The sequence below is a fragment of the Nocardia sp. NPDC049707 genome, from assembly GCF_040674855.1.
Lineage (GTDB): Bacteria > Actinomycetota > Actinomycetes > Mycobacteriales > Mycobacteriaceae > Nocardia.
This window is the reverse complement of sequence record NZ_JBFANN010000026.1, coordinates 45,406-58,445: the sequence shown is the minus strand read 5'-3', so window position 1 is coordinate 58,445 and position 13,040 is coordinate 45,406. Positions and strand designations below refer to the sequence as shown.

The following is a 13,040-nucleotide window of genomic DNA, read 5'->3' as shown; positions in this document are numbered from 1 at the left end:
AGGAGAACGTATCCATGAAGACGACTCGTGTCCGGGTGGTAGCGATCATGCTCGGTGCGGCGCTGGCGCTCACCACGGCCGCATGTGGCGACTCCGAGAGCGGCAGCTCGAAACACGGTGCGGTGCAATCGACCACGAAGGTGGTCGTCGACCAGCCGCCGATCCCGCTGCCCGGTCCGGGCGATCTCAATGTGGGCCTCATGATGGCGCTGGACCCGAACACCTCCCGCGACCAGAAGATCGGCGCGGTCCAGGGCGCGGATATCGACCCCGACCTGGTCGACAAGATGACCCAGGCCGGAGCCGCCAACAAGGTCACCATGACCGTGACCTCGGTCGAATATGTCGGCGATGGCGTCATGCAGGCCAGCACAACCCTCACTCTCAATGGCAAGCCGGTGGAGGGGCAGGCATCGATCCCCTTCGTCGCCGAGGGAGGTCGCTGGAAGCTCCAGAAGGCCTGGGCCTGCCAGATGCTCGCCAACGCGCAGCTCACCTCGACCGCCTGCAACTGATCCGGGGTACCACCGTGACAAACCTCGAGCCCACCCTCGTCGACGGCATGACCTCCCAGGAACTCGCCGCCGCCATGCCCGACCTGGTGGCGTCCTTCGCCGAGCGTGCCGCCGAACAAGCCATCATGTGGCGAGACTGGTCCGTACGCTGGCTCGATGCCTGGGACCGGCACGACCTCGACGCCGTTGTGGCCCTGGTCGCCGAGGACATCCGCTACGAAGACCCGTCCCTGTTCGGCGAACACCTCCTCGGTAAATCGGCTCTCCGCGAGGTCGTCACCATGACCTGGCAAGCCTTCCCGGACGTGCGCTTCGAACTGGCAGGCACCCCCTACCTCGCCATCCTCGGCACCGGCATGGCCGCCCCCTGGCGCATGCGCGGTACCTTCGCGGGCGATATGGGCGGCGGTCCTTCCCCGCTCGGAATCGCGCCGACCGGACACTACTTCGACACCCGCGGCGTCGATGTCTACGAACTACGCAACGGTTTGCTCACCCGCTGGTCCACCACCACCGACCTATTCGACCTGGCCCGCCAGGTCGGCCTGCTCCCTGCCCCTCGAACCCGCCTGTTCCAACTCGTGATTCGGCTGCAACGCCTCGCGGCCCCGGTCCTGCGCACCCTGCACCGGTACCGTACGCGGGGCTGACCTGCGGCCTCAGCCGAAGTTCCGCTCCCGCATGGCAGGGCTCGTACAGCACGTGAGTCCCGGCGATCGTCGGTCTGCGTGCGCACCGAGCGGATGGAGCCCCGAGCCCGCGCGATGATCGCGAACCCGTATCTGCACCGGACCGTACTCGCAGAAGTTCGCGGGAATCCGGTGTGCGGGGCCGCATCGCCCGCTTCAGCGGCCTGCCGATGAGGTCGAGACGTGCGCAGCGGCCTATTCGCCGCGGAGTCTGCGGTGGTAGATCTCGCGCAACGCGGGGTCGGGTTGGGTGAAAGCCGTTGTCGCGCCGGTGAATTTGGCGATGCGCAGTTGTGCACGGTAGGGCAGCAGCTGCGCCGATTTGATGATGGCCGCGAGTCGGCGCGGCACGGTCACCAGCGGTTTGTCCTGCCGTACCAATTTCACGATCGCCTGCGCGACCTCCTCCGGATCCACCGTGGTCACCGGTGTAATCCAGGCGGGCATGTTGGTACCGGCGGATAGTTCGGTGCGGACGATGCCCGGCAGCACGGCGCCGACGTGTACGCCGTGCTCCTTCATCTCCCAATGCAGCGCCGAGGTGAACCCGACCACCGCGTGCTTGGTCGCGCAGTAGGTGGCCAGACCCGGAAAGCCCTGTGTCCCAGCCAAAGACGCGATATTGATCAGGTGTCCGGTGCCGCGGTCCTTGAACCGCTCGACGGCGAGCCGCGAACCGTGGATCACTCCGTTGAGATTGATATCGATGATTCGATCGGTCATCGCCTCGTCCTCATCAACAAATAGGCCGGTCGGCATGATGCCCGCATTGTTGACGAGTACATCCAATGGCCCCAGCTCGTCGTCCACGGTGTCGAGGAAGGCGGCGAACGAGCTGCGATCGGTGACGTCGAGCGGTAGCCCGACGACCTTGGCGTCCGGGTCCGCACCCAACTCCGACGCTGTCTTGGCCACCAGTTCGACATCGATATCGCCGATCGCGACCGCGGCGCCCGCCGCCAGAAATGCCGCTGCGGTGGCGCGTCCGATACCGCGCGCCCCTCCGGTGATCGCGACGACCCTACCGGTGAGCGCCCCGTCGTCCTTCGATGTGCTCGACATGTCCTCGGCCTCCTACGGTCCTCTGAGCTTTGGCCGGTCGGCGCGGCGGGCCGTCGGCGGCCAGCCGCACCGCCGGTTCGACGGCGATACCTTCAGTGTCGACGTTTACGGCCGGATCGTCGGCGGATTCGGAATGGGGCTCGAGCGGCCCGGCCCGCCTCGTGCGCCGAGGGCGCTGCGACCTTCTCAGACGGCCTCAGTAGCCTGTTACTCGCGGGTAATCGCCCGTGACCACCAGAATCATCGGATAGGGCGAATGACGGAACGGATCGGGGGCAACAGATCGGGGCGGGACGACGACTCCAGCGTGGAGTTGGGTGAGACTGCCGAGACGAAGGCATCCGAGACGAAGGCCGACAAGTCCGGACGACAGTCGGGAACCGTTTCGGTTCGCAGCTCCACCATGGTTCTCGGCGCGACCGTCGGCGCTTTGGTAGTCGCGGTCTGCGTGTCGACCGGATTTCTGTGGTCGGCGCGCCGCGATCTCGCCGATCGAAACGATCGGGCGGCCGCGGATAAGAAGGCCGAACAGGTGGCCACCGAATACGCGGTCGGCGCGGCCACCGTCAATTATCAGGACATCCCATCATGGGTTGCCAAGCTGAAAGCGAATACCGTTCCGCAGTTGGCGAATAAGTTCGATGCGACCGTGCCCGAACTCGAACAGATTCTGGTTCCGTTGAAGTGGACCTCCACCGCTGCGCCGATTGCCGCAAAAGTGAGGTCGGACCAAGGCGCTATCCGCAAAGTCGATGTGTTCGTCACGGTGATTTCGACGAATGCGCAGAGCCCGAAGGGCGCGCAGACGACGGTTGCCTACAACGTCACGCTGGACAAGAACTCGGATTGGAAGGTCGTCGATGTGGGCGGTGTCGACGGTGCATTGCCGGTTAAGTAGCGCCGCAACGAGTTTGGTGGTTTGAACCGATAAGTTCGCCGCCGAGAGCGGCATTGCCGAACATAAACGCGCCGCCGTCGGAGAAATCCGGCGGCGGCGCGTTTACGTTTGCGGGAGGTCGGGATCAGCCGGCGACCCCGGCGAGCTCGCGCTTCTTCGCCTCGCGGGCGAGCATGCGGTCGCGCTGCTCTTCGAACTTGATGGCGTCCTGGCCCAGCTTCTCCAGGAACAGGCCCAGCCGCTCGCGCACAGCCTCGCCGCGTGCGGTGAAATCGGTGCGTTCGAAGATATTCCACTTCTTCAGCACCGGCTGCACCACCTCTTCGAGGTGCTGGCGCAGATCGTAGATGCCGTGCTTGGCCATCAGCACGCCGTTGCGGCGGAAGTTGGGCATGCCGGCGCCGGGCATCTGGAAGTTCTCCAGGATCAGCGTGATCGCCTCGAGGGCCTGGTCGGGGCAGAGGTCCAGGGCCGCGCCGCACATGTTGCGGTAGAAGATCATGTGCAGGTTCTCGTCGGCGGCGACCCGCTGCAGCATGCGGTCGGCGATCGGGTCGTCACAGACCTTGCCGGTATTGCGGTGGCTGACCCGGGTGGCCAGCTCCTGGAAGGTCACATACGCGACCGAGTGCAGGAAGCCCGCATCGGCTTCGGTCGGCGACGCGAATCCATTGGTCATGTGGATCATGCGCGCCTCTTCGAGCGCGACGGGATCGACACCACGGGTCACCACGAGGTAGTCGCGCATGACGATGCCATGGCGGTTCTCCTCAGCGGTCCAGCGGCCCACCCAGGTACCCCAGGCACCGTCCTGGGAGAAGTTCTCGGCGATCTCGCGGTGGTAGGAGGGCAGATTGTCTTCGGTGAGGAGATTGGTGATCATGGCCGCCTTCGCGACCTCGCTCAATCGGGACTGCTCAGGGTCCCAGTCGATTCCGCCGAGTGCCGCGAAGTTGCGGCCCTCATCCCACGGGACATAGTCGTGCGGATGCCATTCCTTTGCCATGGAGAGGTGCCGGTTGACGTTTTCTTCGGCAACCGGCTCCAACTCCGTGAGCAGCTCGAGTTGAGTCAGATCCCTTGCCATATACAAGCCCTTCATGTGTGTGCGCTCTTGCTGGTCAGTTCCCCGGGGTGGACCGTGTGCCGATGCGGCCATACCTTACGGCACCGTAGGTGTGATGCGAAACGCATCGGGCTGACAGGTGGGACCCCGTGATAGAGGTCATACGCCGACGTCGGCGTTCGACAGCCACACCGAGTGTAGGGGTTCAGCCCGCAACGAGGGGTTTATCGCTACCGGCCGAGAGTCGTTAGCAGGGCGTGCGGTAACGCACACAACCGCCGATGCCGCACCCGCCCGACTGCGTCTACGGGGCCGCGCCATCGCCGAGCCGCTCGGCCGATAGGCCAGCTCGACATCGATCCGATCGACATCCACCGTGCCCCTGCTCTCGCCGAGTTCGCCAGCGCGCCCACCGAAGCGGCCACACCCTCGGGCACGGTCGCGTTGGCCTGCAATCCGCCGAGCAATGCCGCCTTTACCGCATTCGTCGCGGTGGCCTGGTCGACACCCAATTCGTCGGCGATCTGCGCGATGGGAACCTGGGAGAATGCCCGCACGGAATGTGGTGTTTCACGGCCGGACCGGATGTGCGTTGTCACGGGCGTTCGACCAGGAAATGGCTCAGGCGTCCGGTAAACCGGACGCCTGACGCGGTGCCCCCAGTAGGGCTCGAACCTACGACCTGCGGATTAAAAGTCCGTAGCTCTACCAACTGAGCTATAGGGGCGCGGATGGACAGTGTAGTTGGCCGGGCGCGGATCGGGTAACCGGGGGCCGGGGTGGGTCGGCTCGGGCGTAGTTCGGTTCGCTCCGGGTTGTCAGGGGCCGGTACCGAGTCGTGCTGCCGCGCCGGGTAACACGACCCGTGCGGGTAGCGATGCTGCCGGTAAACATTTGGCACCCAGCTTTGTTCATTCCTACCGAGCCGGGATACGATCCAATCATGTTGCGTACCAATGTCTTTGGATTTGCGGGAGGGGTAGGGCCAGCGTGTGGGGGGACGCAGCGCGGCGGCTGGCCGGTGTCGCGCGGTCGGCGCCGCGGCGACCGGGCCGCTGGTCGAGTCGGGTGAACGATGCTGCGTCGCTGTCGAATTCGGAAATCCGCGGCAGCACTTTGCTCGATTGCGTGAAGTTAGCTGTAACGGATATCCAGATGTTTCGGCGGCTGGAGTCCTCGGTTTGCCGCGTGTCGGATGGTGTTTCCGGGTACCGTGGCGGCTTGGTGAATTACGGAAGAATCGCCGACTTACCCGGCGATCCGGAATTCGGCTTAACGTTGGTGTGCCCGAACGTGTCGCGGCCGGTACGACCGATCGCGACTTCCTACGAGTCGACGGCGGGGGAGGCGGATCCGAGACCAAGTAATGCCCAGGTGCGCACCCCCTGCGGCGCACCTGGGCGGCAAAAGTATACCAGCTGGTGTATTTGAGGATTTTCCCAAGTTTTCGTACCGAAAGTTTGAAACGGGGCGAAATCCCGGATTGAAGTATTGATAAAACTCGTAAATTCGCGCCAAGGGTCTGTTCTTTATGGCACCGATTGGCGACGAGTAGGCTTCGGAGGCGTTTCGAGCATGGCACGGCAGCAAGAGCGGGCCCGCCGGACACGCGCGGCGATAATCAGGTCCGCCGCCGTTGAGTTCGGGAAGAGCGGCTATGCCGCTGCATCGCTCAACCGCATATTGGAAGGTTCACGCGCCACCAAGGGCGCCATGTACTTCCATTTCGATTCCAAGGAAGATCTCGCACGCGCGGTGCTCGAGACCGCGGTGGACCGATACCGCGCATCGGCCGAGCGCTGGCTTGCCAGGGCGGATCTCGGTCCACTCGACGTCCTGCACGGGATGGTCGACGAGGTGGCATTGCGACTCGAGCACGACATCATCGTGCAGGCCGAATTCCGATTGATCATCGAACCGGACTTCTATCGCGATGTGCAGACCGGCGGCGGTCGCATACTCGGCCGCGCCACCAGAGTGCTCGCGGTCCGTGCGATCGATCAGGGGCAGCTGCGCGCCGACGCCGACCCGGACCGCTTCACTCGCACGATTTCCGCCGCCCTGGTCGGCCAGCGCTATCTGATCGACACCCTCGGCAGCGGGATCGATCTGCGTGCCCGGTTCCAGGAGGCGCTCGAGGTTGTGGTCGAGGCGATGGCCACCCCGGAGTGGGTCGAGAAGTTCCGCAAGGACGGCTGGCGGGCGCAGGCTCGACTCGAAGAGCTCGGTTTGGGAGCCTGAGCAGCCGATTTGGGAAACGCGGCCGGTCTGTCATAAGCTATCCCAGCTCCCAACGGACAGCCGTTGAAGCCGATCCGGAGAAATCCGGGGCGAGCCCCCTTCGTCTAGCGGCCTAGGACGCCGCCCTTTCAAGGCGGTAGCGCGGGTTCGAATCCCGTAGGGGGTACGGTCTTCGGACCGTTGGAAGCAACGCAAGGCCCTGTGGCGCAGTTGGTTAGCGCGCCGCCCTGTCACGGCGGAGGTCGCGGGTTCGAGTCCCGTCAGGGTCGCAAAATAAGCGCCGGAGCAATCCGGCGTTTCGCGTATGGCATTCACCACGGGTGCCTGCGGCCAGGTAGCTCAGTTGGTACGAGCGTCCGCCTGAAAAGCGGAAGGTCGCCGGTTCGATCCCGGCCCTGGCCACCAAGTCCCCTTGACATCGAACGAGGTCAGGGGGATTTTCCATGTCCATGATGTATGGCTCATCTGTCTACCGTGGTTGACCGTCGAAGACTGGGGCCTGTCGCGCATGGATTGCACGCCCGAATTGTGATGTTCGCCTCTTTGGTCGGTTCGCTCATCGATAACCCACTATCGAAACTTTGTTCGATTCGGAGTAGTCTCCCGACTATGCCGGAACTCTCTCGCCTGGACTGGGCACGGATGAATCTGGAGCAGGTGCGCGGGCAACTTCTCGACGCCGCCGCGTTCGGCAAGCGCATGACTCCCGACCAACTGGAGAACGCAGCGGGGAAGATCGCCGAGGGCATGCGGATCTACGTCGAGGAAACCCAGGGCTCCCGCGGATAGCACGACGTAGCTGACCAGCCCGGGGGCCTCGGCTCCCATCAGGTGAAGCGGAGGGGCGCCGGTTCGATCCTGGCCCGGCCACCAAATCTCCCCGGCAAATCACCTGGTCGGGGGGACTTTTCTGGCCAGGCTCGGCGATCAACTTCGACCGAAGTGGCGAATGTGCCGGCGCGAATCGGTGTCCAGTGCGTATGTTGGAGCCTGCAACTCAGGGGGTGAGCTTCGTCAGCTACGACGGACGGGCGTACTCCGAACACATCAGGTATGTGAATCAGGTGTCGAGCAGAACCGTAGGACTGCGATTCAAAGGAGGAAATCTCATGCGATTCGTCAAGACCGGTGTTCTCGCTGTAGCGCTGGCCGGTGCTGTCGTGACCGGGGCCGGCATCGCGCACGCCGACCAAAGCGTCAACGTGGACGCCAAGTTGCTTGGCTGCGCGAGTCAGGCCGGCATCAGCTCATCCGACCTGACCGAGGCCAATATCGGCCGCTCCGTCACTGTCTCCGATGAGGTTGCCGCCCAGCTCAAGTCGAGTGGTTGCCTCTAGCTAGCCCCTCCCGCCGGTCGTCCTGGCTGTCACAAGCCAGGACGGCCGGTTTTTCGACTGTGCGACAGCCGTGCCCACAAGAGGGCGGATCCTGGGGTTGGGGTGGAAAAAAGGGGGGTCTGTTGATCATGGTGGTGGGATGCTGGGGGAATGGCGGAGAAGTGGTATTACTGCTTGAAGCATCAACGGGCCGAGAGTGGAAAGCAGTGTTGGTTTCGGGATCGGATGGGGCCGTATCCGGATCGGGTCACTGCTGAGCGGGCGTTGGAGATCGTGCGTGCGCGCAATGCTCGCGAGGATGCGCGGGATCGGGAGTGGCGCGAAGGGGATAAGTGAGGGCGCGTCAGGGGTGGTGTGCGGCAACTGATTTCGGTGCGGATCGGGGGCGATCGGCGGGGGTAGCGGCGCGATGTGCGAGGTAGTCGGCATGTCCGGGTTATTCCGGTGGCGGCGGGAGTATGCGGGCGCTCAGGTGGTCGTCAGGTCGATCAAGTACGGTTCTTGACAATCAGACGAGTGCTCCGGGTCCTGTCGTGGGTCTGCGGGCTGGAACAGGTGAGCAGGGAGGGCGACCCTTGAGGGTTACCGTTGTTGTGCCGACCTACAACGAGCGGGAGAATCTGCCGGTTGCGGTGGAGCGGCTGACGGCGCTGTCGGTGCCCGATCTGCATGTGCTCGTGGTGGATGACAATTCACCGGACGGGACCGGTGAGGTCGCCGACAAGTTGGCGGCGGAGCTGCCGAATGTCGTCGGTGTACTGCACCGCACCGAAAAGGACGGATTGGGCCGCGCCTATGTGGCCGGGATCACGCTGGCACTGGAAGAGGGTGCCGATGTGGTGATCCAGATGGACGCCGACCTGTCGCATCCGGCCGAGGTCATTCCGGCGATGCTGGAGAAGCTGGACACCACCGATGCCGGTGTCGTGCTCGGGTCCCGCTACGTGCCCGGCGGCTCCACCGCCGAGGAGTGGAAGTGGTACCGCCAGGCACTGTCCGCTTGGGCCAACTTCTACGTGAACCTGATCTTGCGCCTGCGCGTCAAGGACGCGACCGCCGGATTCAAGGCATGGAAGGCCGATACGCTGCGCGCCATCGATGTGGCCTCGATCCGCAGCAACGGTTACTCCTTCCAGGTCGAGATGAACTACCGGACGGTCAAGAAGGGCATCACGATCGCGGAGGTGCCCATCCGGTTCGAGGAGCGCACCCTCGGCGACTCCAAGATGAGCCTCCAGGTGCAGCTGGAATCCGCGCTGATGCCGTGGAAGCTGCTGTTCGGCCGCTCCGTCTGACACCGCACCCCCGTCCGGCCAGCGGGCACACGACCTCAGTGGTCCGGTGGCCAGTTCAGCAGGGTGTCGGTGTACAGCTGACGGACGGCTTCGATGTTGTCGTCCATGTTGTTCGGGTCCCAGTCGCTGACGTCGATCGGGGGAAGAATGGCCACGTCGACGGTGCCCTTGCGAGCGATCATCGAGTTGCGCCAGTTGACTTCACCGGCATTGCGGATCACCACCGGGATCACTGGCACCCCGGCCCGAATCGCGATATGGAAGGCGCCCTTCTTGAACGGGCCGATGCCCGGCGTATACGACCGCGTGCCTTCGGGAGCGATCGCGATCGATAGCCCGCCGCGCAGCGTCTGCACCACCGGCGCCAGCGCCGCCTTCGCCTGCGTGGTGTTCGCACGATCGATGAAGGTGACTCCGGCGAACCGCATCAGCGGACCGAAAAGCGGATTCTTCGTCAGTTCCTTCTTGCCGATACCGGTGACCCCTCCTCCGAGCACTCTGGGCAGGATGATCACGTCGAACTGGCTCTGATGGTTGAACAGGAATACGGCAGGCCTCGGCGTACGGGCGTTTTCCGCACCGCTGACGCGCAGCCGGATACCGGTCACACCGAGTGTGACGCCGGTTCCGTAGGCCATCAGCGCATCAGCCATCTTCCGGCGTTTGCGCGTGTACGACTGGCTCAGCACACCGAACAACGCGCCGATCAGTAGCCCGGCGAATCCGGCGACGGTGCGCAGATAGTCGGCCGGGCGCGGTGGTTGGCGCGGCCGGAATGTCAGTACCGGCCAATTCTGTTCGGCGGCCACGGTACCGAGCGTGCGATCGGGACGCACCACCACCGGATGCCCGACCATCGACAGCAGTGGCAGATCGGCGATGCTATCCGCGTAGCCGTAGCTGCGGGTGATATCCAGCCCATGCGCCGTGGCGAACTCACGAACCGCATCGGCCTTGCCATTGCGCCACAGAGTTTTTCCGTCCGCATAACCGGTGAGCACACCGTCGGTAGTCGCCATGTGGGTGTAAAGCACATGCTCGATATCGAGTGCGGCCGCGGCGGGTTCGACCTGGAATCGGGTCAGTGCGGTGGCCAGTATTACGGTGTGCCCGGCGGCCTCGTGCATACGGATCAGCTGCCACGCTTCGGGATACAGGTGTCCGTAGATCTGCTGCCGGAACAGCCGTGTGCCCAACTCGTCCAGCTCGGCTTCCGGCTGACCGGCCAGTGTCCGCATGGCCCGCTGCAGAAACCGGCCGTATTCGCCGTCGGTGAGGTCGTTGCGAATGCTGCCGAGCAATGTGTCCTCGGCGGTTCGGCCCCTATCGTGCTCTAATGTCCGCCATCGCGAACGCGGCTCGAAACCATCAACAACGGTGGCGAAGTCGAAGACCGCGGCGATCTCCGGACCCTGCGGCCCGGATCGGATCGTGGCGATGGCCGCCGCGAGATCCCTTGGGACCGCGGGGCGCTGTTCTGTCATCAGGCTCCCCGTACGGGCATATTGGACGGATCGAGCGCGGCGGCCTGCGAGATCCGGGCCGCGATGGTGCGCAGCTGGTCGGCGAATTCAATTCTGCGCCAGGTCAATTCCGCCCTCGACTTAGCTGAATCATGACTCACCCGAGTCAACAACCCGTGGTTGTCCGCGAGTTTGAGTGCGCTGGTGAACAATTCGGTAGAGACCGATTCCGGACTGTGCAGTCGCTGCTGCAGCAGCATCTGCTTACCGACCGCGACGCATTCGTCGATGAATTCCTTGCGATCGATGTCCTCGGCGCTGTCGCGGGCCGCCAGCCGCTCGGCCACCACCAGCTGCGCGTCGACGAACGCGCGCAGCGTTCGGTGCGCCATCATGAATCCGGATGCGGTGAGCTTGTGCAGAATATCCTCGCCGAGGGTGTCTTCCGCGGTGTGCTGGTACCAATCCGGGTCCACCAGCAGCATTTCCTCGGTCATCTGCGCCGAGAACTCGGCCCGCTCCGGAAAGAAGAATTCGAACTTCAGCAGATCGCGCAGCCGGAAGGCCTCATCCCAGCCCGCCCGCAGCTGATCCGGCGCCTGCGTCTCCACTGCGGACAGGATGGACAGTTCGAGGATGGCGCGGTTGATGAACCAGTGCACCGCGCTATTGCGATAGAACGCGGCCTCCAGATGCGCGCCCGATTCGATCGAGTACACCGGTTCCAGCCCACCGCGATACACCGTCACGACCTTGGCCAGCGACAACTGCTCGAGCACCACCGCGAGACTCTGCTCGTCACGCAACGCGGCCAATTCGCCGCGCGGCAAGTCGCGCTTCTCGATATACCGCAGCACCGGGGCCAGTACGGTACGCACCTCGCCGAGGGTGAGCGCACGCTCGTGCACACCGAGTAGTGCCAGGGTGACCAGCGCGTTGACGGTGATCGGGGTGACCGCGTTGATACCGACGGCGACTTCGAAGGCCAACCGCTGCACGGCCTTTCGCTCCAGCTCGGTGACTTTCGCCGACACGGCGACGTTGTTCGGTTCGGTCCCCGTCGGTTCGGTGCGGTGCAGCGGAATGATCATCGGTGCCGGAATGAGTGGATCCCCATATGCGGCAAGCCGATCGCGAGCCGACAGCGGTTCGCCGAAGCGGACATAGACGTGCCCGGCCGAATGCTGTTGGCTGCGTATATACCGCGCCAGCCAGGCCAGCCCCTCCGGTTTCTTCTTCCCGCCCACCTGCTCGGTGGCGATGGCGCCCAGTTCGTTGAGTCGCTCATAGGTGATCGAGACCGGGACGAGCAGGACATCGTCGACCCGATTCGAACGGACCGCGGCGGCAAGGTAATTCAGCAAGCCGTAGCGCGGCGGGCGCAGTTTGCCGGTACGGGTGCGGCCACCCTCGAAGTACCACTCCATATTGAAGCGCTTGGCCAGCAGGTAGGCGAAGTACTCCTCGACCACCGCCTTGTAGACCTCGTCGTCACCGAAGCTGCGGCGGATGAAGACCGTGCCGGTGCGCCGGGCGATCGGCCCCATCGGCCAGAAGCTCAGATTCGCGCCGCCGATCACATGATTCGGTGGAAAGTCATTGCGGGCCAGCACATCACCGAGGACGAACGCATCGACATAGGACCGGTGCGAGGGCAGGAAGACCAGCGGATAGCTCCGGTTCAACGCGCGCAACCCGTCCAGGCCGGAGTCGTCGGAGTCGACCTTCCAGGTCGAGGCGTGGATCGGGCGCATCGCCTGGGTGAACAGATCCGTGACGAGCCTGCTCTGGGCGGCGACGAGTTCGTTCAGTGCCTTCTCCGCCCGCCGGTACACCTCATGCGGACTCGTCCCGAGCTGATCGGCGATGAGTTCGAGTCTGCGCAGGAAGTCGGGGGAATCGAGGATCTCCTCGGCCACCAGCCGCGGCACCTTGTACCGGTCACCGATGACCGAACGTTCGGCGCGTTCCAGCGCGACGACCGCGGCGCGCACGATGGTGCGGGCGAATGGCTCGGCGGAGCCCTTCATGAGCAGTGCCGCGGCCTCCGGATTATTGGCGCGCAGCTCGCTGAGCAGGGCGGGCTGCGCGGTGAGCACCACATGACGGTCCGGTTTGCCGACCAACCGGCGCTGCGCGAGTCGATTCGGCTTGCGCGGATTGGTCAGCAGGGCCATATCGGCGAAGGTGACGCGGCGGACCCCGGCACGCTCTGGCGGCAGCCACACCACCCGGATCGGCACCACCAGCGGATCATCGCGCCGTCCGACCAGTCGATCGGCGATCGCATCCGCATCCAGATCCAACTGGGTGACGGGTGCGTCGACCCCGAGTTCATGCTCGATGCCGCCGCCGGCCAACCAGGCGCCGACGAGTTCGCGTTCCACGCCGGAGCCCGCATCGATCAGTGCCACCACCGAATCCGGTGCCGCTGTTCGAGCCGGAGCGGGCGAATCCCCGCGGTGATCGATCAT

General features: G+C 64.5%; 12 protein-coding genes and 4 tRNA genes. 10 read left to right on the top strand and 6 right to left on the bottom strand.

Annotation, left to right across the window (positions count from 1 at the left end; all coding sequences use genetic code 11):
- Nucleotides 1-14: 14 nt before the first annotated feature.
- Together AB0J29_RS22660 and AB0J29_RS22655 are read left to right on the top strand one after the other, a co-directional pair.
- Nucleotides 15-515 (top strand): hypothetical protein, encoded by a 501-nt coding sequence (locus tag AB0J29_RS22660; RefSeq protein ID WP_364789471.1) that lies wholly within the window; start codon nucleotides 15-17, stop codon nucleotides 513-515.
- A gap of 14 nt (nucleotides 516-529) precedes the next feature.
- Complete coding sequence (locus AB0J29_RS22655) at nucleotides 530-1,165, top strand: nuclear transport factor 2 family protein (protein WP_364789468.1); 636 nt, start codon at nucleotides 530-532, stop codon at nucleotides 1,163-1,165.
- A 234-nt stretch (nucleotides 1,166-1,399) separates the two neighbouring features.
- On the opposite strand, the gene AB0J29_RS22650 is transcribed toward AB0J29_RS22655, so the two are convergent.
- The gene (locus AB0J29_RS22650) at nucleotides 1,400-2,266 is read right to left on the bottom strand and encodes an SDR family oxidoreductase (protein WP_364789465.1); all 867 of its coding nucleotides are present in this window, start codon (nucleotides 2,264-2,266) and stop codon (nucleotides 1,400-1,402) included.
- 256 nt (nucleotides 2,267-2,522) lie between these two features.
- On the opposite strand from AB0J29_RS22650, the gene AB0J29_RS22645 reads away from it, so the two are divergent.
- Nucleotides 2,523-3,164, top strand: a complete 642-nt coding sequence (locus tag AB0J29_RS22645) for a hypothetical protein (protein WP_364789462.1) — start codon at nucleotides 2,523-2,525, stop codon at nucleotides 3,162-3,164.
- Between the two features lie 124 nt (nucleotides 3,165-3,288).
- On the opposite strand, the gene AB0J29_RS22640 is transcribed toward AB0J29_RS22645, so the two are convergent.
- The 3 genes from AB0J29_RS22640 to AB0J29_RS22630 all read right to left on the bottom strand — a co-directional run bounded on the left by AB0J29_RS22640 (nucleotide 3,289) and on the right by AB0J29_RS22630 (nucleotide 4,957).
- Nucleotides 3,289-4,251: an acyl-ACP desaturase gene (locus AB0J29_RS22640; RefSeq protein ID WP_364789459.1), complete on the bottom strand. Its 963-nt coding sequence runs from the start codon at nucleotides 4,249-4,251 to the stop codon at nucleotides 3,289-3,291.
- Between the two features lie 209 nt (nucleotides 4,252-4,460).
- Nucleotides 4,461-4,829 carry a DUF937 domain-containing protein gene (locus AB0J29_RS22635; protein ID WP_364789456.1) on the bottom strand — a complete coding sequence of 123 codons (369 nt, stop codon included), beginning with the start codon at nucleotides 4,827-4,829 and terminating at the stop codon, nucleotides 4,461-4,463.
- Between the two features lie 55 nt (nucleotides 4,830-4,884).
- Nucleotides 4,885-4,957: transfer RNA gene (locus AB0J29_RS22630), tRNA-Lys, on the bottom strand.
- Nucleotides 4,958-5,805: 848 nt separating this feature from the next.
- Here AB0J29_RS22630 and AB0J29_RS22625 point away from each other — a divergent pair.
- The 7 genes from AB0J29_RS22625 (at nucleotide 5,806) to AB0J29_RS22595 (ending at nucleotide 9,103) form a co-directional block, all read left to right on the top strand.
- On the top strand, nucleotides 5,806-6,471 hold the full coding sequence (locus AB0J29_RS22625) for a TetR family transcriptional regulator (protein ID WP_364789453.1): 666 nt from the start codon (nucleotides 5,806-5,808) through the stop codon (nucleotides 6,469-6,471).
- Between the two features lie 93 nt (nucleotides 6,472-6,564).
- Nucleotides 6,565-6,637, top strand: a tRNA-Glu gene (locus AB0J29_RS22620).
- Nucleotides 6,638-6,666: 29 nt separating this feature from the next.
- A tRNA-Asp gene (locus AB0J29_RS22615) sits at nucleotides 6,667-6,740 on the top strand.
- A 59-nt stretch (nucleotides 6,741-6,799) separates the two neighbouring features.
- Nucleotides 6,800-6,876, top strand: a tRNA-Phe gene (locus tag AB0J29_RS22610).
- Nucleotides 6,877-7,080: 204 nt separating this feature from the next.
- On the top strand, nucleotides 7,081-7,260 hold the full coding sequence (locus AB0J29_RS22605) for a DUF6374 family protein (RefSeq protein WP_364789450.1): 180 nt from the start codon (nucleotides 7,081-7,083) through the stop codon (nucleotides 7,258-7,260).
- Nucleotides 7,261-7,580: 320 nt separating this feature from the next.
- Entirely contained in the window at nucleotides 7,581-7,808 is a 228-nt protein-coding gene (locus AB0J29_RS22600; protein WP_364789447.1) for a hypothetical protein, read from the top strand.
- 575 nt (nucleotides 7,809-8,383) lie between these two features.
- On the top strand, nucleotides 8,384-9,103 hold the full coding sequence (locus AB0J29_RS22595; RefSeq protein WP_364789444.1) for a polyprenol monophosphomannose synthase: 720 nt from the start codon (nucleotides 8,384-8,386) through the stop codon (nucleotides 9,101-9,103).
- Between the two features lie 35 nt (nucleotides 9,104-9,138).
- On the opposite strand, the gene AB0J29_RS22590 is transcribed toward AB0J29_RS22595, so the two are convergent.
- Both AB0J29_RS22590 and AB0J29_RS22585 read right to left on the bottom strand, forming a co-directional pair.
- Nucleotides 9,139-10,587 carry an HAD-IB family hydrolase gene (locus AB0J29_RS22590; protein WP_364789441.1) on the bottom strand — a complete coding sequence of 483 codons (1,449 nt, stop codon included), beginning with the start codon at nucleotides 10,585-10,587 and terminating at the stop codon, nucleotides 9,139-9,141.
- Nucleotides 10,587-13,040, bottom strand: a complete 2,454-nt coding sequence (locus AB0J29_RS22585; protein WP_364789438.1) for a glycerol-3-phosphate 1-O-acyltransferase — start codon at nucleotides 13,038-13,040, stop codon at nucleotides 10,587-10,589. Before AB0J29_RS22585 ends, AB0J29_RS22590 begins: the two co-directional genes overlap by 1 nt.

Excerpts from the sequence above, each read along its gene's own strand:
- AB0J29_RS22625 (WP_364789453.1), top strand. The coding sequence starts at position 5,806 with ATGGCACGGCAGCAAGAGCGGGCCCGCCGGACACGCGCGGCGATAATC.
- AB0J29_RS22600 (WP_364789447.1), top strand. The coding sequence starts at position 7,581 with ATGCGATTCGTCAAGACCGGTGTTCTCGCTGTAGCGCTGGCCGGTGCT.
- AB0J29_RS22650 (WP_364789465.1), bottom strand. The coding sequence starts at position 2,266 with ATGTCGAGCACATCGAAGGACGACGGGGCGCTCACCGGTAGGGTCGTC.
- AB0J29_RS22660 (WP_364789471.1), top strand. The coding sequence starts at position 15 with ATGAAGACGACTCGTGTCCGGGTGGTAGCGATCATGCTCGGTGCGGCG.
- AB0J29_RS22585 (WP_364789438.1), bottom strand. The coding sequence starts at position 13,040 with ATGATCGATCACCGCGGGGATTCGCCCGCTCCGGCTCGAACAGCGGCA.
- AB0J29_RS22645 (WP_364789462.1), top strand. The coding sequence starts at position 2,523 with ATGACGGAACGGATCGGGGGCAACAGATCGGGGCGGGACGACGACTCC.
- AB0J29_RS22590 (WP_364789441.1), bottom strand. The coding sequence starts at position 10,587 with ATGACAGAACAGCGCCCCGCGGTCCCAAGGGATCTCGCGGCGGCCATC.
- AB0J29_RS22605 (WP_364789450.1), top strand. The coding sequence starts at position 7,081 with ATGCCGGAACTCTCTCGCCTGGACTGGGCACGGATGAATCTGGAGCAG.
- AB0J29_RS22640 (WP_364789459.1), bottom strand. The coding sequence starts at position 4,251 with ATGGCAAGGGATCTGACTCAACTCGAGCTGCTCACGGAGTTGGAGCCG.